Genomic DNA, 19,549 nt, shown 5'->3' with positions numbered 1-19,549 from the left:
TAATTAAGTAGAAAATTATGAACAGACAGCGTTTAATTTTAGGTGTTGCAGGGCCTGCAATACTTGCAATTGCTATTATTGTCTTGGGCTTGAGCTTAAAAGCTGGCATCGACAATTTTACAAATCGTGATAGAAGAGTAACCGTTAAGGGACTTTCTGAACGTGAAGTTGAGGCAGATAAAGTGACTTGGCCCATTGTAACAAAGGATGCAGGAAACGATTTAAGTGATCTTTATGAGAGGGTAGAACGTACACAACAAAAGATTAAGCAATTCCTTATGCAACATGGAATAAAAGAAAATGAAATCACTATCAATGCTCCAAAGGTAGATGATAATGTGGTAGATGCTTACGATCCATCTCGAATTGTAAATAGATATAATATGACTTCGGTTGTAACAGTTATCTCTCGCAATGTAAAAGTGGTTCAAGCAGCTTTGAAAGCACGTGGTAAATTGCTTCAAGAAGGAATTGCAGTACTTAGCGATGATTATGAAAATAGTATCTCATACGAGTATATTTCTTTCAAAGATATGAAGCCCAAAATGCTCGAGGAGGCTATTGCTAATGCGCAATTGGCTGCAGATCAGTTTGCAAAGAATAGTAAGAGTAAGTTGAATAAGATTGTTTCTGCTGACCAAGGTCAATTCTCAATCGAAGACAGAGATGAGAATACACCAGAAATAAAGAAGGTAAGAGTGGTTACAACCATCACTTATTCACTTAAAGATTAAGAGAAATAAAAGACTAAACAACATCTTTTAAGTAAGATAAAAGATTAATATGGAAATATAAAATAAGGCGAAATACCACTTAGTTGGGTTCGCCTTATTATATGATAAGATTTTAGCACCATTGAAAAAAGAAAGTAACAACTATCAGTTATTAACGCAAGCACCTGTTTCTCGTGCAATAATCAAGATGGCATTGCCCTCTATTGTGATTATGCTCATAACAGGATTTTATAATATTGCCGATACTTTCTTTGTCGGAAAGCTCAGCACTCAAGCCACAGCAGCTGTGGGTGTAGTGTTTTCTGTTATGTTTTTTGTGCAGGCAATAGGCTTTTTCTTTGGGCATGGATCAGGAAATTATATCTCAAGAGAATTGGGAGCGCAACGCCATGATAATGCACAACGTATGGCATCTACGGGCTTTTTCCTCTCATTTACATTGGGTATAGCTGTTCTTTTGATTGGAGAAGCGTGCATAACACCCCTGTCTTTGTGGTTAGGAAGTACTCCAACCATTCTACCTTACACCGAACAATATCTTGGAATATCGTTACTTGGAACGCCTTTCTTCACCTCTTCGTTAACAATGAACAACCAAATGCGTTTTCAGGGCAATGCACGTTTGGCTTTATGGGGCATTCTTTCAGGCGCAATAGTGAATGTGTTGCTCGATCCTTTGTTTATTTTTGTTTTTGATATGGGCGTTGCAGGTGCTGCACTTGCAACAGTAATAGGTCAGTTTGTTAGTTTCCTTATCTTATTAAGAATGACCTATTTAGGGGGAAATATAAGATACTCGTGGCGCAATTTTACCCCCAAAGTAGCCCTCTTTAAAGAAATTATTGCAGGAGGAACACCCTCTTTGTCACGTCAAGGCTTGGCTTGTATTGCAATGATATTACTCAATACTGCCGCAAGTGCGTATGGAGACGTTGCAATTGCAGCAATGTCTATTGTAAGTAGATGTACAATGATGGTACTTGCAGCCGTTATTGGCTTTGGACAAGGCTTTCAACCTTTCTGTGGTTTCAACTATGGAGCACAACAATATCAACGAGTAAAACAAGGGTTTTGGTTCTCGATGAAAGTTTGTTTCATCTTCCTTTTATTATTGTCGTGTGCAGGTTGGTGTTTTCCTGTTGAGATTATAGACCTGTTTAGACGTGATGCTGAAGTGGTTGCAATAGGGTGTGAGGCATTGAAATGGCAGCTTTCGGTGTTGCCCCTTTTAAGTTTTACTATTGTTAGTAATATGCTTTTACAAACAATTCGTAAGCCGTGGAGAGCTAATTTGTTGGCGTCTGCACGAAGTGGATTGTTCTTTATTCCTTTGATATTAATTCTTCCACGTCTCTTTCAGCTACAAGGAGTAGAGATGTGTCAGGCTATTAGCGACCTGTTGGCATTCTTAATATCAGTTCCAGTGGTGCGAATGACCTTTAAAGAAATGGACATTCAAACTCAAAATATGCACCATAACACCACCACATCTTAGTATTTGATTTCAAAAGTATGATGAATAGCTCACTCCTTTATTTCCCGTTATGTCGTAAGAGATATCAACTTGTTCTATTATTATGTATATCTCTCTTCGTAATTCCTTTATATTTAAAAGCGGAAAATAAAGATAGTGTGGCTTCTAATCATGGCTTTTCGGTGTCGGTAGAACCTGCAAAAGTATTGGTTTTAGATGAGTATGTGCGCAAATGGCTAAAAAAGCGCAATACCATGTCTGTCGAAATGGCTTATCATTATACCGCACTTCCTAAAGATAGCAATAGCTATTCGAGTGATTATAACTATCCAACACTGGGTGTTGCCATGCGCTATACGATGTCGAATGTAACCATGCACCGTGAAAAAGATAGCGACTGGGGATTGTTAGAGCCTGTGAATTACCACTCAAAGTTAGGTAGTATAGCCAGTGTTTATGGCTTTTTCTATCGTCCTATTTATCGAACAAAGCATTGGGATTTTGCTTATCAGTTGAATTTTGGAGTGGCTTATGCACTAAAAAAATACGACAAACTAACCAATGCAGATAATGAATTTATTGGTTCTCACTTGCTTATCTATTTTGGCTCGGCTCTAAAAGCAACCTATTATCTTGATGATAAATGGGGAATAAGAGCAGGCTTGGATTTCTTTCACCATAGTAATGGCGCACTTAATCGCCCTAATAAGGGCGCAAACTATTTCGGTCCAATGCTCGGATTAGTGTATTCTCCCGAGCGAAAAGTCATTCTCAATCATTCAAAAGATACCATTCAAAAGCGTTTTAAGCCCTATTTCTACACTCAGTTTACCTTTGGCTTAGGTGGAAAGACACTTAATGAAGAATGGCAGAGAACACAATTCGGAACACAACCCACTGACCCTGAATATCGAACAGGAAACTTTAAGTTTTATACAGCTTGTTCGTTTCGTAGCGATTTGATGTATCGTTATGCGCAAAGATGGGCTTCTGGAGTGGGAGTTGATGTATTTTATGGTACTTATGCCAATAGAGTGAGAGAGTTAGATCAAAGTCATGGCATAGCAATGAAGCATAGTCGATGGTCGGTTGGTATAGCAGCAAAGCATCAAGTTTTCTATAATAATCTCTCATTGTCTGTAGCATTGGGCTATTATCTCTATCGAGCAATGGGAGAAAATGCCTCAATTATAGAGAAACCCTACTACGAACATGTGGGTATTTACTACACTTTCAATAAGTTAAAGAACCTCACTCTTGGTGCACAAGTAAAGGCTCATGCAACCAAAGCCGATTTAACGGAGTTTATTTTGGCTATCCCTATAAAAATATAATAGAGAAATTAAAAGTTGAAGTGGCATAATTCTCACTTTTTTTGATTACATTTGCAACGTAATTCAAATGAATTATCAGTCTTATTTTAATATATCAGCACAATGGAAAGAGATAATCAGATTTTCGATCTTATCAAATTAGAGCATCAAAGACAATTAAAAGGAGTTGAACTTATTGCTTCAGAAAACTTTGTTAGTGACGAAGTGATGGCAGCAATGGGCTCTTATTTAACTAATAAGTATGCCGAAGGACTACCAGGACGCCGTTATTATGGTGGTTGTGAAGTAGTAGACCAAGTTGAAACACTTGCAATTGAACGAGTTAAACAACTTTTTGGTGCCGAGTTTGCTAATGTTCAACCTCACTCAGGAGCGCAAGCTAACCAAGCAGTGTTCCTTTCTGTTCTTAAACCAGGTGACACCTTTATGGGTTTAAACCTTGCACATGGAGGTCACTTGAGCCACGGAAGTGCTGTAAACACATCTGGTTTGCTTTATAATCCTATTGGTTATAATGTAAATGAAGAAACTGGACGTGTTGATTATGATGAAATGGAGCGTCTTGCTCATCAACATAAACCAAAGTTAATTATAGGTGGTGGTTCGGCTTATAGTCGTGAATGGGATTACAAACGCATGCGTGAGATTGCCGATGCAGTAGGTGCAATCCTTGTAGTAGATATGGCTCACCCAGCTGGTTTAATTGCTGCAGGTTTGCTAGATAATCCTGTTCAATATGCACACATCGTAACTTCAACAACTCATAAGACACTGCGTGGACCACGTGGAGGTGTTATTTTGATGGGTAAAGACTTTGAGAATCCTTGGGGATTAACTACTCCTAAGGGTGAAGTGAAGATGATGAGCCAAATCATTAACTCGTCTGTATTCCCTGGAATACAAGGTGGACCACTTGAACACGTTATCGGTGCTAAGGCTGTTGGATTCTATGAGAACCTTCAACCATCATGGAAAGAATATGCTTTGCAAGTGAAAAAGAATGCAAAGGTATTAGCTGATGAGCTTATTGGACGTGGATTTGGTATCATAAGTGGTGGTACAGATAACCACTCTATGTTGGTTGATCTTCGTTCTAAATATCCTGATTTAACAGGAAAGGTAGCAGAAAAGGCACTTGTTGAGGCTGATATCACTGCTAATAAGAATATGGTTCCATTCGATTCTCGTTCTGCTTTCCAAACATCGGGAATTCGTTTAGGTACTCCAGCTATCACAACACGTGGTGCAAAAGAGGATTTAATGGTGCTTATTGCTGAATTAATTGAGCAAGTATTGAATAATCCTGAAGACGAAAGAGTGATTAAGATGGTGAGAGAAAAGGTTAATGCTACAATGAAAGATTATCCTTTATTCGCTTATTAATATAGAAATCGCATAATAATAGATATGGTATAGGGGCGGTTTTACAGCCCCTATATTTCTTTTATATGATACAATATGTAATTGTTTTTATAGTTGTTGCCATAGCGTTAGGCTATGTTGTGGTGCATCTTTACAAGAGTTTTACAAGAAAAAAAACAGGTTGCGAAGGTTGTACAGGCTGCGATTTGCACAATAAAATAGAGCAGGCAAAGGCAATAAAACACTCTAAAAGTAGTTGTTCTGTTAAAAAATGAAGCGAAAATTTTGTAGAGTCAGATAAAAAGTATATCTTTGCACTCGCATAAAAGATATGGCATCTTGGCCGATCGGTTAGGTAACGGTCTGCAAAACCGTGTAGAGCAGTTCGACTCTGCTAGATGCCTCTCCTTTAAAAGAGTTATTTCTAACATAGAAGTAACTCTTTTTTGTTATATACTGGTCCTAAAAAAGGAGAGAACCAACGTCTCTCCTTATTATATTATAATACAATAACCTTGTGAAGGTTTGTTTAAACCAACTCAACTTCATTGATATTTTGTTCCATATCACAATAATGGCATCTTAAAATCTGCTTATCTTCACCAGTAGTGTGGAATATTGTAGACATTGGTTCATTGTTGGTGATACACTTTGGATTGTTACATTTAATTATTCCACGTAGAACATCAGGTGTTTCTACCATTCTCTTTTGAGTAACTTCAAAGTTGTGAATGGTGTTAAGGATAATCTTTGGTGCAATAACCGATAAGCGGTTGATTTCTTCATCGGTAAAGAATTTATTTGAAATCTTTACAATTCCTTTTGTTCCTAATCTGCTCGAAGGATAGTTGTAGCCAATAGTTACAGGCGAAAGAGTGTGCTCTAAGCCTAGAAGACTAACCACTTGATAAGTTTTTTCGGCAGGAATATGGTCGATAACAGTACCGTTTTCAATAGCGGCAACAAGTCGTTCTTTTTTCATAATCATTATTTAAGAATTGTAGGGTCATTTTTTATATCTTCTAAAGTGTATCCCAAAACATGGGCAAAGATAGCTTCTCGTGCGTAAAGACCATTCTGAGCTTGTTGAATGTAATATGCATGAGGGTTGTCATCTACCGCATATTCAATTTCGTTTACACGTGGAAGTGGATGCAAAATCTTCATGTTCTCTTTTGCTTTTCCAAGCATATCATTCTTAAGAATATACACGTTTTTCACCTTTTCATATTCCATGAGGTCAGAGAAACGTTCCTTCTGAACTCGTGTCATATAGATAATGTCGGCATTGGCGATGACATCTTCGTCGAAATTGTAGTACTCAAAATACTTAATGTTATGCTTTTGGCAATAAAGCTTATACTCGTTAGGCATTGAAAGCTCTTTGGGAGCAATGAAATGAAAGGTTGGGTTGAAATGTTTCATGGCTGTGATGAGCGAGTGAACCGTTCTTCCATATTTCAAATCTCCTACTAAATAGATGTTGAGATTATCGAGAGTGCCTTGCGTTTTGTAAATAGAGTAGAGGTCGAGAAGGCACTGTGAGGGATGCATGTGCGAGCCATCGCCAGCATTCACAATAGGAACAGGAGCTACTTCGGCTGCATATAGTGCTGCACCTTCTAGGAAGTGACGCATAACAATGATATCGGCATAGTTCGATACCATAAGAATGGTGTCTTTAAGGGTTTCTCCTTTGGCAACACTTGAAGCTTTAGCGTCAGAAAAACCGATTACCTTTCCGCCTAATCTGTTGGCTGCTGTTTCGAAACTAAGGCGTGTTCTTGTTGATGGTTCATAGAAAAGTGTAGCAACAATTTTACCTTTTAAAAGCTCTCTGTTTGGGTGTTTCTCGAACAAAGAGGCTAATTCTATGAGATGAAGGATCTCATCTCTTGATAAATCTGCAATTGTAACAAAATCATTCTTTGCCATAATACGATTTGAATAGATGATATTTATTTGAGCACTAAAGGTAATCATAATTTTATGGATAGCATCTTTATTTGAAAAGAAATATGTACTTTTGCACATATTTTTTATATTAAACAACATGCGAAAAGCAATTGTACGTATATTATGGGCATTGTTGGTAGGATCAATTCTTGTCACATCTTTGGCCTTTACAGCTATTTGGTTTGGCTGGATTGGCTACATGCCACCCCTAGAAGATTTACAAAATCCAATAAGTAGATATGCAACTCAGGTTTATACCGCAGATGGTAAGGTTATGGGAACATGGAATCTCAATAGAGAAAACCGTATCTGTGTGCCTTATTCTAACTTGTCTCCATATCTTGTTAAAGCACTAGTAGCAACTGAAGATGCCCGTTTTTATGAACATTCGGGTATTGATTTCTATGCTCTTGGACGAGCAATAGTGAAGAGAGGAATACTAGGACAAGAGAATGCAGGTGGTGGTTCGACCATAACTCAGCAGTTAGCAAAACAGTTGTATAGTGATGTTGCACACAGTAGCTTAGAACGTTTGTTGCAAAAGCCTATCGAATGGGTTATTGCTGTGAAGTTAGAGCGTAACTATACCAAAGAGGAACTCATTGCATTGTATTTAAATTACTTTGATTTCTTGCATAACTCGGTAGGTATAAAGACAGCTTCTAATACCTATTTTAATAAGGAACCAAACGAATTGTCGGTGGTTGAGGCTGCTACTTTGATTGGTTTGTGTAAGAATCCATCTCTCTTTAATCCTGTAAGATATCCCGAAAGATGTTTGAATAGACGCAATGTTGTGTTGTCGCAGATGCAAAAAGCGGGTTATTTATCTACTGCAGAATACAATCAATTGTGCGATGAAAAGCTTGTGTTAGACTTCCATCGAGTAGACCATAAAGATGGTATTGCGACTTATTTCAGAGAGTTCTTGAGACAATATATGATGGCTCGACGTCCTGATTTGAATGATTATCCAGCTTGGAATAAACGCCAATATGTGATAGATTCAATCGCTTGGAATAACGATCCCTTGTATGGTTGGTGTAATAAGAATTTTAAACGTGATGGAAAACCATACAACATCTATACAGATGGTCTGAAAATCATGACCACAATAGATAGCCGCATGCAGAAATATGCAGAAGAAGCGGTGTTTGCGCAAGTAGCCAAGAATTTGCAACCAGCATTTAATCGTGCTAATAAATCAAAGCGCAATGCTCCTTTCTCTGATAATCTTACATCTAAACAGGTACGAGAGATTATGCATAGAGCTATGGTTCAGAGTGAAAGATATCGAGTGCTGAAATCTAAAGGCTTATCTGAAGATGAGATCAAACAATCCTTTAGAACGAAAGTCGATATGACTTTATTCTCTTATCATGGTGACATCGATACCGTTATGACGCCTATGGACTCTATTCGTTACGTGAAGTCGTTCTTAAGAACAGGCTTTATGAGTATGGACGGATTAACTGGTCAGGTGAAAGCTTACGTGGGTGGAATGAATTATAACCACTTTATGTATGACATGGTGATGGGTGGTCGTCGCCAAATTGGTTCGACCATTAAACCTTTCTTGTATGCTTTGGCTATGGAAAATGGTTTTAGTCCTTGTGATAAGGTGATGAATGTGCAACAGACTTACATGGTGGCAGGTAAGCCATGGACGCCAAAAAATGGTAGTAAAAGCCGTTATGGACAGCTCGTTACCTTAAAGTGGGGACTCGCACAGAGTAACAACTGGATATCAGCTTACTTGATGAGTAAACTCAATCCCAATCAGTTTGTAGACATACTTCATAGCTTTGGTATTGATAATCCTGATATTCACCCTTCTATGTCTTTAGCTTTAGGTCCTTGTGAGGCCTCTGTTGGTGAAATGGTTAGTGCTTACACAGCCTTCGTTAATAATGGAATTCATATTTCTCCACTATTCGTAACACGTATAGAAGACAATCAAGGAAACGTCATTGCACGCTTCCAACCACGCATGAACGAGGTAATTAACGCAGAAAGTGCTAATAAAATGCTTGTCCTTTTACAAGCAGTAGTGAACGAAGGTACAGCTGGACGCTTGCGTTATAAGTTCGGATTGAAGAACGAAATCGGAGGAAAAACTGGTACAACAAACAGAAACTCAGACGCATGGTTCATTGGCTTTACACCGCAGTTGGTGAGTGGTTGTTGGGTAGGAGGAGATGATAGAGATATCCACTTCGATTCAACTTCAATGGGACAAGGTGCTACTATGGCTCTACCTATATGGGCCTACTTCATGAAAAAGGTGTATGCTGATAAGGCATTGGGCTATGATATTAATGCAACTTTTGATCTTCCAGCTAATTTTGACCCGTGTTATAATAGTGAACAGGGATATGATGAGTTTGGAATAGATGAGGTGTACGAGTAGAAAAGCTTTGCCCAGTATATAGAATAGGTGTGAGGCTTAATCCAAGATAATGATAAGGAAGGCAATAGAAAGTGATTTATTAGAAATCAAAAGTATTGTTACTAAGGCTTGAGAGCTGATGAAAGCATCGGGTAATGTTAATCAATGGGTAGATGGTTATCCTTCTATTGATGTGTTATTATCTGACATCCGTAGTGGTAATGGCTATCTCTTACTTCGAGAAAATAAAGCAGTTGCTTATTTTGTAATGATAGATGGACCGGATCCTACATATAACTCCATTGCAGAAGGAAGCTGGTTGAACAATGATACCTATGGTGTTTTACATCGAATAGCATCTAATGGCGAGGCAAAAGGAGTGTTTAAGGAAATACTTTTTTATGCCTCTGAGCATTATTCTAATATAAGAATCGATACACATCACGACAATAAAATAATGCAAAGGTTGTTAGAAAAGAATGGGTTTGTGTATTGTGGAATCATTTTTCTAGCAGATGGAAGTCCAAGATTAGCTTATCAGCGAATAAAAGGCTAATTTGTTAGGTCAGAATTGGAAAACCCTTAAAATAAAATAGTTACCTCTGGGACATCCCAATAAAAATTATTACCTTTGCACCCGAATATATATTATAAGATAAATAACACAAATGATAACAGTAACAAATCTCACTATTCAATTTGGAAAGAGAGTTCTTTATAAAGATGTGAATCTAAAATTCACCAATGGAAATATCTATGGAATCATTGGAGCCAATGGTGCTGGCAAGTCAACTCTATTGAAAGCTATCAGTGGAGAATTGGAACCAAACAAGGGAACCGTAGAACTTGGACCTGGAGAGCGTATGTCTATTCTTGATCAGGACCACTTTAAATTTGATGAATATCGTGTTATTGATACCGTTTTGATGGGTCATCAACCCCTATGGGAGAACATGAAAGAACGTGAAGCACTTTATTCTAAGCTTGAAATGACCGAAGAAGACGGTAATAGAGCTGCTGATTTGGAAGATAAGTTTGCTTCAATGGACGGCTGGAACGCAGAAAGTGATGCCGCACAAATGCTTTCTAATGTTGGAATAAAAGAGGAGTTACACACAAAACTCATGAGTGAGCTCTCTAATAACGAGAAAGTACGTGTTATGTTGGCAAAGGCTTTGTTTGGAAATCCAGACAACTTGTTGCTTGATGAGCCTACCAATGACCTTGACCTCGATACCGTTACTTGGTTAGAAGAGTACTTAGGTAACATAGAACAAACCGTATTGGTTGTAAGTCACGACCGTCACTTCCTCGATTCTGTATCAACTCAAACCGTAGATATCGACTTTGGCAAGGTAACTATGTTCGCCGGTAACTATAGTTTCTGGTATGAAAGCTCACAATTAGCACTTCGTCAGGCTCAAAACCAAAAGCAAAAGGCTGATGAAAAGCGTAAAGAGCTAGAAGAATTCATTCGTCGTTTCTCTGCAAACGTGGCAAAGAGTAAGCAAACAACAAGTAGAAAGAAGATGTTAGAGAAGCTTACTGTTGATGAAATTCGTCCTTCTAGCCGTAAATATCCAGGAATTATCTTCCAAATGGAGCGCGAACCAGGAAATCAAATTCTTGAAGTTGAAGGCCTAAAGGCAGTAGATACAGATGGAACAGTACTTTTCGACGATGTAAGCTTCAATATTGAAAAGGGTCAAAAGGTTGTTTTCTTGAGTCATAACCCTAAGGCAATGACTGCTTTATTCGAGATAATCAATGGCAATAGACCAGCAGATGCAGGTACATATAAATGGGGTGTGACCATTACAACAGCTTACTTGCCACTTGATAACACAGAATTCGTCGAGTCAGATAAGAACTTAGTTGAGTGGTTAAGCCAGTTTGGACCAGGTAATGAGGTGCAAATGAAAGGCTTTTTAGGTCGAATGTTGTTCTCAGGAGAAGAAGTATTGAAGAAAGTGAACGTTCTTTCAGGAGGAGAGAAAATGCGTTGTATGATTGCAAGAATGCAGCTTAAAAACGCAAACTGCTTGATACTTGACACTCCAACCAACCACCTAGACCTTGAAAGTATTCAAGCATTCAATAATAACTTAATTGGATTTAATGGTAATATCTTGTTCTCAAGTCACGACCACGAATTCATTAACACTGTAGCTAATCGTATTATAGAGTTAACTCCTAAGGGAACTATCGATAAACTCTCTACTTATGACGATTATATTTACGACGAACAACTTAAAGAGCAACGTGCTTCGATGTATCTTTAATCAGTGACTTAACTTGATAGTAGATATACAATATTTTATGAAAGGAGCCTGTAAAAGGGCTCCTTTTATGTTTTTGGCAAGCTTTTTGCTTGTGAATAGCTAAATAAAAATAATCAATCACATGAGTAATAAAGGACAAAATACAGAAAAAGAGACTCTTGATAAGGAGTCTTTAAATGCTGAAGAAACTACAAATACAGCAGATTCACAAAATGAATGTAATGAAACTACCTCTCAGGGAGAGTCTGTAGAGACTGTAGACACATTAAAAGCAGAGCTCGAAACGCTTAAAGATAAGTACTTAAGAACCGTTGCTGAGTTCGATAATTATAAGAAACGTACTCTAAAAGAGAAGACAGAACTTATCTTAAACGGTAGCGAGAAAACCGTAACAACATTCCTTCCAATCCTTGATGATATGGAAAGAGCGATCGCAAATGCGGGAAAAGCAAAAGATATTACAGCGGTAGAAGAAGGCTGGGAGCTTATTTATAACAAGTTTATCAAGCAGTTAGACAGCATTGGAGTAAAGAAAATTGAAACCAATGATGCTGATTTTGATGTAGATTATCATGAAGCCGTTGCGATGGTTCCAGGTATGGGAGACGATAAGAAAGGAAAAGTTATCGACTGTGTTCAAACAGGTTATACCTTGAATGATAAGGTTATTCGTCATGCCAAAGTGGCGGTTGGTCAATAATTCACGTATTGTTATATTAAAGAAAATAGGAGAATTAACTTGTGGCAAAAAGAGATTACTACGAAGTTCTTGGTGTTGATAAAGGCGCTTCGGCTGATGAAATAAAGAAAGCATATAGAAAGTTAGCTATAAAATACCATCCAGATAGAAATCCCGACAATCCAGAAGCAGAAGAAAAGTTTAAAGAAGCTGCTGAGGCTTATGACGTATTGCACGATGAACAGAAGAGAAAGCAATACGATCAGTTTGGCTTTAATGCTCCAGGAGGTGGTTTTGGAGAAGGCTTTGGCGGTGGACAAGGCTTCTCAATGGACGATATTTTCTCTATGTTCGGTGATGTTTTCGGAGGTCATTCGGGTTTTGGAGGCTTTGAAGGATTTGGTGGTTTTGGTTCAAGAGGTCCACAACGTCCACAATATAAAGGCGCAGATTTAAGATTAAAGGTGAGTCTTTCTCTACAAGAAGTTGCAGAAGGAGTTACCAAGAAGTTCAAAGTAAAGAAAGATGTCGTTTGTAATCACTGTCATGGACATGGCACTGAGAACGGCAAAGAAGCAGATGTTTGTCCTAATTGTAATGGTAGTGGAGCTGTTATGCAAACAACTCGCACCATGTTTGGTATGATGCAGACCCAAGCAGAGTGTCCTCAATGTCACGGAGAGGGTGTTGTTATCAAGGATAAATGTCACGAATGCCATGGAATGGGTGTTGTGAAAGGCGAAGAAGTGGTTGAAATCAATATTCCAAAGGGCGTTGCAGAAGGTATGGTTGTTAATGTTCCTGGAAAAGGAAACGCTGGTCCAAGAAACGGAGTAGCAGGAAACATTCAGGTATATATTGCCGAAGAGCAAAACAATACCTTTGTGCGTGACGGACAAGACATCATCTATAATCTTCTACTTACATTCCCAATGGCAGCTCTTGGTGGAGAAATAGAAATTCCAACAATTGAGAATACAAAGGTAAAGATAAAGATTGAGCCAGGAACACAGCCAGGAAAGACCCTTCGTTTGCGTGGAAAAGGTTTGCCCGCAGTACAAGGTTATGGCAACGATACAGGCGACTTAGTGGTAAACATCAGTGTTTACGTACCTAAGACATTATCAAAAGATGAGAAAAAAGCTATCGAGCAATTTGCGGATAGCGATAATTTTAAAGGCGATGATGATACAAAAAAGTCAATTTTTGAACGCTTTAAAAACTATTTTAGTTAATCACTTATCTATAAGTTATTAATCGATAAAGGTGTAGAAAGGTAGTTCATTGCAGTGTAAATGGTATGTGTTTGCATGCAATAGGACCTTTTTACACCTTTATTTTGATAAATAGACATTCCTAATACCCCATTATTTTGCACGAAAAAATGAGAACATATCAAGAAACAATTGAATATTTGTTTAACAGTATGCCTGTTTTCGAGAAGGTAGGAAACAGTGCTTATAAGCCAGGATTATTTAATTCGGAGTCGCTCGATAAGCATTTCAATCACCCGCACCGTAACTATCGAACCATACATGTTGCGGGAACGAATGGCAAAGGCTCGTGTTCTCATACCTTAGCTGCTATCTTACAGAGCGCAGGATATCGTGTTGGGCTCTACACTTCGCCGCATCTTGTTGATTTTAAAGAGCGTATAAGAGTGAATGGCGAATGTATTTCAGAAGATTATGTAGTGGATTTTGTACATCAAAATGCTTCTTTTTTCGAACCTCTTCACCCTTCTTTTTTTGAATTAACAACAGCTCTTGCCTTTAAATATTTTGCCGATAGCGAGGTGGACGTGGCTGTTATTGAAGTGGGATTGGGTGGAAGACTCGACTGCACCAATATCATTTCGCCCGTGTTGTCGGTGATAACCAATATTGGACTCGATCATGTTGCGCTCCTTGGAGATTCTTTATCGAAGATAGCAAGTGAGAAAGCTGGAGTGATAAAACATCAAACACCCGTTGTGATAGGGGAGTATAACGACGAAACATTACCTGTATTTAAGGCGAAAGCGTTAGAGGAAAATGCCAAATTGATCCTTGCGGAAGATCAACCCGAAGTGACTTCTTATGTTCAAAATGCAGATAAAGCATGGGAATATACAACAAAACACTTTGGAATAGTTGAAGGACAGCTAAAAGGAAGCTATCAGGTGAAGAACTCAAACACCATCTTAACAGCGGTGAAAGAGTTGCAATTACTTGGATTCGACATAGCTACTGATCATGTGAAAGAGGGATTCAAGCATGTCGAAACATTGACGGGACTTGCAGGGCGTTGGCAAACTCTATCGCAAACTCCTTACATTCTCTGTGATACTGGTCACAATGAGGCAGCTTGGAACTCTCTTTCTAAACAGCTAAACGAATTAGATTGTAGTCAACTACACATCGTTTTTGGAATGGTGGACGATAAAGACATCGATGCTGTTATACAACTTTTACCAGAAAAAGCCGTCTACTATTTTACTAAAGCCTCTTGTAAACGGGCATTATCAGAACATGTTGTGGAGCAAAAAGCAAAATTGAGAGGACTTAAAGGCACTTCTTATCCTACGGTGGAGGAGGCTTGTTGCGCAGCACTCTCTACTATGAAGAACGATGATTGTTTGTTTATTGGTGGCAGTAATTACATCATTTCCGAGGTATTAATATCTCAACTATGGTTAAAGCAATAAGCAATTCATTTTTACTTGCGTTTTATTTACTCATTCAACTCAATGCTATTACCCTGCAATGGCAATGCTTTTGCAAGGTAATAGCATTACTTTTGAATTGTAAAATCAATCCTTTTGTTCTCTAGAAAGTATTCTTCTGTTTTCAATTGCTTTTCTCTTCTTTGGGAAAAAGGCGTGTCTGTATGATATAAACAGAATAGCCCGAACCTATTTTCAAGTTAATCAACAGAATAAGGATCATTTAAAGCGCTTGAGTGGAGCAGAAATCCTATTCCTTTATAGGCAAGTCCCTCTAAAGAATAATGTTGTTTTATTCTTTAAAGCAACTCTGTTACTCTGTTTCTCCTTTGTTGTTTTCTCTTTTTTTTATAATTTTGTACCCTTGTTATAAGGATCTTAGATACAGACGAGACTTGATGCTCTTGCTTTATGATAAGAAAATGTATTATTTATAGATGCCTTCTAAACACAGATATTTACACTTTATGATAAAAAGAATTTACATACAACTTTTGACAATCATTGCACTCGTTTGTTATGCAGGATCTCTTTCTGCAGAAAATTATAGTCTTTCTCCATCTACTATCGATCGAAAAGTATATGTTTCACTCTATGAAACAAGTGCAAAATGCCCAGTGTTGGTAACCAATCATGGTGCTTCTAGCATTCAGTCTTTTGAATATAGCTTGTCATTTGACGGAAAAGTCATTCAAACCAAAGTTTACAACTTTCCCAAATCATTAGAAAAAATGGAGGGAGTAACTGTAGAAATAGACGTACCTCCATATCATGAGATATCTAAAACAACGTTAGAATTGGCCATTACGAAAGTAAATGGCCAACCAAATAGTGCTTCGATAAAATCTATAACCTTTCCAAGGCAGACCGTAAAGAAAGTCCCTCACCGCAGAATTGTGGTAGAAGAATACACCCGAATGTCGTGTCAATATTGTCCTCGAGGCCTTGCTTTGATGGAAAATCTGTTGAATATTTATCCTAATGACGTTATAGGAATTGTCGTTCACACTTCTCGTGATGCGTTACATTGCCAAGATTATGCCAGTAAAGCACGAGATTATTCAAGTAGACCCACACTTGTAATGAATCGAAATCTATTCTTGCCTTATCATAAAGCTAATGCAGAGTTCGAGGAAGAAAAGACAAAAGGGGCAGATATGGATATCGAAATATCGGCAAAGTGGGATACTGAAAAAGAGAATATTACTGTTATTCCTCGTGTAACATTTTGTTTAGATCGTGAAGATGCGCCTTATGGCTTTGCTTATGTGTTGATAGAAGATGGAATGTCGCACCCTTCTTGGGCACAAGCCAATGCTTATTCGGGTAGAACTGTTGATAGTGGGATAACAAAAGAACTCGATTTCTTTATCAATTCCCCTTATGAATTAAGAGGTTATGTGAATAATTCGGTTGCAATAGCTGCCGAAGGGGTGACTTATCCTTTAAGAGGTTATATTCAAACTCCAATTATTGCGAATGAAACACAAAGTCACGAGTATGTATTTCGTAATATCTCTCGAAAGACAATCATACAAGATAAGGCGAAGTTGAGTGTTTGTGTGTTGTTGATAAATCTACAAACAGGACAAATAGAGAATGCTGCAAAATGTAGTATTGATGATGCTACAGCAACTTCAATCACTCCTTTATCCCTAAAGCAGACCAATACAATAGAAGTTGCACGCTATACCATTGATGGATGTTGCATTCTAACACCTCAAAAGGGAGTTAATATCGTGAAATATAGCGATGGAAGTGTGCGCAAAGAGGTGGTAACAGAATAAAATATGAATCGTTGTGTAGGTCTTTTGTGAAGTGGAAATATGAAGACTTGTTTCCATTTTGCCCTGACGTATGTGGTATACCTCCAATTAAATTTGTATAGATATAAGTTAAAAAACTTATCATAAATCACGAGAAGAGGTTTTTTATCCTTTAATTTATATGTTTTTAACCTTTGAGGGAGTGTAAATTTTTAGGTGTTCATTTGTTCTATTCGTTTTTTTTCGTTTACTTTGCATAAATGTTAAGCTAAACAATTGATGATGAACACAGCAGCAAAAGAATATCTTTGTGGCTTGAAACGCTCAGACTTTCAAACCACTATTGACGGCAAAGAGACTGATTTGTTTCTTTTGACTAATGAGAATGGAAACGAAGTTGCCATAAGCAATTATGGGGGTGCAATTGTTTCTATTATGGTACCCGATAAAAATGGAAATCATGCCAATGTTATTCAGAGTCATGATAGTATCCAAAGTTTAATGAATTCGCCTGAACCTTATTTGTCTACATTGATTGGACGATATGGAAATCGTATTGCAAAAGGTCGTTTCCAATTAGATAAAAAGGAATACTTCTTGCATATTAATAATGGTCCTAACTCTCTACACGGAGGAAAAACTGGCTTTAATGCAAAAGTATGGGACGCACTTCAAATGAATAATCATACATTGGTATTGAAGTATATTAGTCCTTATGGTGAAGAAGGTTACTCTGGTGAAGTGAAAATAACTGTGATATATACCTTCACAAATGATGATGAATTGGTTATTGAATATATGGCAACTACCAATAAAAAGACCATTATTAACCTTACAAGTCATGGATTCTTTTCATTAACAGGTATTGGAAATCCAACTCCAACTATCGACACCTTAGAGTGCGAAATCAATGCAAACTATTATCTTCCAATCGATGAAACATCTATTCCAACAGGTGAAATACGTTTTGTTGAGAGAACTCCTTTTGACTTTAGAACGCCAAAGGCAGTTGGAAAAGACATCGATGCAGATCATGAACAAATAAAGAATGGTGCAGGTTACGACCATTGTTTTGTTCTAAACAAAAAGGAAGAAGGCGAGTTGAGCTTTGCTGCAAAAATTAAAGAACCTGTTTCAGGACGCACAATGGAAGTGTATACAACAGAACCTGGTGTGCAGTTCTATTCTGATAACTGGGCAGATGGATTCGCAGGGCAACATGGTGCAACTTATCCACGACGCAGTGCAGTGTGCTTTGAAGCACAACATTTCCCCGATACTCCTAATCATTCATATTTCCCTTCTGTTGTATTACGTCCAGGAGAGCAATATAAACAAAAAACAATCTATAAATTCGGAGTAGAGAAATAAACGGAGATATAAAGCTTTTTATCGAAAGTTCTCATTATAATATAATGTTGCAGAACTTAGTCTTTTGGCAGAAACAACTGCTATAAAGTGTTTTGCGACTTATAAATAATGTAGAATAAGCAACTAAGAAATAAAAAATAATAAATAAATAACTAGAAAATGGAAAAAGTAAAGAAGCAACAAGGAAGCATCATTGCTATTATCACAATGATGTTTTTGTATGCAATGATTTCGTTTGTGACAAACTTAGCAGCACCAATTGGTGTAATTTGGAAAGGTGCTTTCCAAGGAGAAAGTGCTAACGTCGTAGGTATGTTAGGTAATGCTATGAACTTCTTGGCTTATCTTTTTATGGGTATTCCTGCTGGAAAACTATTAACAAAGATTGGTTATAAGAAGACTGCATTAGTTGGTATCGCTTTTGGTTTCGTGGGAGTGTTTGTACAATTCCTTTCAGGAGCTATCGGTTCATCTTCTAACTACACAGGTTTCACAATTTATCTATTAGGTGCATTCATCGCAGGTTTCTCTGTATGTATCCTTAATACTGTTGTAAACCCAATGCTTAACCTACTCGGTGGTGGTGGAAACCGTGGTAACCAACTTAACCTTATCGGTGGTACACTTAACTCTTTGACAGGTACTTTGACTCCAATCTTCGTAGGAGCATTGATTGGTACAGTAACTGCAAGCACACAAATAGCAGACGTTAACATGGTTTTATACATCGCAATGGCTGTATTCGCATTGGCTTTCGTTGTTCTTTTGTTCATTCCTATCTCAGATCCAGAAGGTGGTTCTGTAACAGAATCAACAGTATTCGAGGCAAGTCCATGGTCATTCCGCCACTTTGTACTTGGTGCAATTGGTATTTTCCTATATGTTGGTATCGAAGTTGGTATCCCAGGAACACTTATTTTCTACCTTTCTGATACAACAGAAAAGGGTGGTGGTATCTTAGGTAACGCAGCTTCTATCGCAGGAACCGTTGCTGCTACATACTGGTTCTTGATGCTTGTAGGTCGTTTTACAGCAGGTTTCATTGCAAACCTTGTATCAAGTAAGACTATGATGGTTACAACATCATGCGTAGGTATGATTCTTGTAGTTGCTGCAATCGTTTTAGGTAAGTCTACAACAATGCTTATGCCAGTGTTTACAGGTGAGTCATTCCAAATGACAACCGTTCCTGTTGCTGCACTTCTACTTGTTCTTTGCGGTTTGTGTACATCAGTAATGTGGTCTTCAATCTTCAACCTTGCAACAGAAGGATTAGGTAAATATACAGCAGCTGCATCAGGTATCTTCATGATGATGGTAGTAGGTGGAGGAGTTTTGCCACTTATCCAATCTTTCATCGCAGATAAATCAGGCTATTTGATTTCATATATCGTACCTCTAGCAGGTTTAGCTTACCTCTTCTTCTATGCAATCATCGGAAGCAAGAACATCAATAAAGATATTCCAGTTTAATTAAAAATATAATGAACCTTGCCTT

General features: G+C 37.9%; 16 protein-coding genes and 1 tRNA gene. 15 read left to right on the top strand and 2 right to left on the bottom strand.

The window, feature by feature from the left end:
- Window positions 1–17 precede the first annotated feature (17 nt).
- The 6 genes from A3GM_RS0103065 to A3GM_RS11490 all read left to right on the top strand — a co-directional run bounded on the left by A3GM_RS0103065 (window position 18) and on the right by A3GM_RS11490 (window position 5,308).
- Window positions 18–734: an SIMPL domain-containing protein gene (locus A3GM_RS0103065; protein WP_018361921.1), complete on the top strand. Its 717-nt coding sequence runs from the start codon at window positions 18–20 to the stop codon at window positions 732–734.
- Between the two features lie 121 nt (window positions 735–855).
- Window positions 856–2,229, top strand: a complete 1,374-nt coding sequence (locus A3GM_RS0103060) for an MATE family efflux transporter (RefSeq protein ID WP_018361920.1) — start codon at window positions 856–858, stop codon at window positions 2,227–2,229.
- A 17-nt stretch (window positions 2,230–2,246) separates the two neighbouring features.
- Window positions 2,247–3,542, top strand: coding sequence for an acyloxyacyl hydrolase (locus A3GM_RS0103055; RefSeq protein WP_240430783.1), 1,296 nt, complete (start codon window positions 2,247–2,249; stop codon window positions 3,540–3,542).
- Between the two features lie 102 nt (window positions 3,543–3,644).
- Window positions 3,645–4,925 (top strand): serine hydroxymethyltransferase, encoded by a 1,281-nt coding sequence (glyA, locus tag A3GM_RS0103050; protein ID WP_018361918.1) that lies wholly within the window; start codon window positions 3,645–3,647, stop codon window positions 4,923–4,925.
- Between the two features lie 65 nt (window positions 4,926–4,990).
- Complete coding sequence (locus A3GM_RS11865; protein ID WP_025829641.1) at window positions 4,991–5,179, top strand: FeoB-associated Cys-rich membrane protein; 189 nt, start codon at window positions 4,991–4,993, stop codon at window positions 5,177–5,179.
- Window positions 5,180–5,237: 58 nt separating this feature from the next.
- A tRNA-Cys gene (locus tag A3GM_RS11490) sits at window positions 5,238–5,308 on the top strand.
- Between the two features lie 125 nt (window positions 5,309–5,433).
- Here A3GM_RS11490 and pyrI read toward each other — a convergent pair.
- Window positions 5,434–5,892: an aspartate carbamoyltransferase regulatory subunit gene (gene pyrI, locus A3GM_RS0103045; protein WP_018361917.1), complete on the bottom strand. Its 459-nt coding sequence runs from the start codon at window positions 5,890–5,892 to the stop codon at window positions 5,434–5,436.
- A complete protein-coding gene (pyrB, locus tag A3GM_RS0103040) occupies window positions 5,892–6,839 on the bottom strand; it encodes an aspartate carbamoyltransferase (RefSeq protein WP_025829644.1) in 948 nt (315 codons plus the stop codon). Before pyrB ends, pyrI begins: the two co-directional genes overlap by 1 nt.
- Window positions 6,840–6,957: 118 nt before the next feature.
- On the opposite strand from pyrB, the gene A3GM_RS0103035 reads away from it, so the two are divergent.
- The 9 genes from A3GM_RS0103035 (at window position 6,958) to A3GM_RS0102995 (ending at window position 19,524) form a co-directional block, all read left to right on the top strand.
- The gene (locus tag A3GM_RS0103035; RefSeq protein ID WP_018361915.1) at window positions 6,958–9,270 is read left to right on the top strand and encodes a transglycosylase domain-containing protein; all 2,313 of its coding nucleotides are present in this window, start codon (window positions 6,958–6,960) and stop codon (window positions 9,268–9,270) included.
- A gap of 118 nt (window positions 9,271–9,388) precedes the next feature.
- A complete protein-coding gene (locus A3GM_RS10930; RefSeq protein ID WP_018361914.1) occupies window positions 9,389–9,805 on the top strand; it encodes a GNAT family N-acetyltransferase in 417 nt (138 codons plus the stop codon).
- A gap of 112 nt (window positions 9,806–9,917) precedes the next feature.
- Window positions 9,918–11,531: an ABC-F family ATP-binding cassette domain-containing protein gene (locus A3GM_RS0103025; RefSeq protein WP_018361913.1), complete on the top strand. Its 1,614-nt coding sequence runs from the start codon at window positions 9,918–9,920 to the stop codon at window positions 11,529–11,531.
- Between the two features lie 121 nt (window positions 11,532–11,652).
- Complete coding sequence (locus A3GM_RS0103020) at window positions 11,653–12,231, top strand: nucleotide exchange factor GrpE (protein ID WP_018361912.1); 579 nt, start codon at window positions 11,653–11,655, stop codon at window positions 12,229–12,231.
- A gap of 41 nt (window positions 12,232–12,272) precedes the next feature.
- Window positions 12,273–13,445, top strand: coding sequence for a molecular chaperone DnaJ (gene dnaJ / locus A3GM_RS0103015; protein WP_018361911.1), 1,173 nt, complete (start codon window positions 12,273–12,275; stop codon window positions 13,443–13,445).
- A 149-nt stretch (window positions 13,446–13,594) separates the two neighbouring features.
- Window positions 13,595–14,896, top strand: a complete 1,302-nt coding sequence (locus A3GM_RS0103010) for a bifunctional folylpolyglutamate synthase/dihydrofolate synthase (RefSeq protein ID WP_018361910.1) — start codon at window positions 13,595–13,597, stop codon at window positions 14,894–14,896.
- Window positions 14,897–15,381: 485 nt separating this feature from the next.
- Window positions 15,382–16,701: a hypothetical protein gene (locus A3GM_RS0103005; RefSeq protein ID WP_018361909.1), complete on the top strand. Its 1,320-nt coding sequence runs from the start codon at window positions 15,382–15,384 to the stop codon at window positions 16,699–16,701.
- 258 nt (window positions 16,702–16,959) lie between these two features.
- Window positions 16,960–18,051, top strand: coding sequence for an aldose epimerase family protein (locus tag A3GM_RS0103000; RefSeq protein WP_025829647.1), 1,092 nt, complete (start codon window positions 16,960–16,962; stop codon window positions 18,049–18,051).
- Between the two features lie 159 nt (window positions 18,052–18,210).
- Entirely contained in the window at window positions 18,211–19,524 is a 1,314-nt protein-coding gene (locus tag A3GM_RS0102995) for an MFS transporter (RefSeq protein ID WP_018361907.1), read from the top strand.
- The last annotated feature ends 25 nt before the right edge of the window (window positions 19,525–19,549 follow it).

This window comes from Hoylesella nanceiensis DSM 19126 = JCM 15639, from assembly GCF_000379965.1.
GTDB lineage: Bacteria > Bacteroidota > Bacteroidia > Bacteroidales > Bacteroidaceae > Prevotella > Prevotella nanceiensis.
Note: the sequence above shows the minus strand (reverse complement) of the source record. Positions and strands in the feature narration are given on the sequence as shown.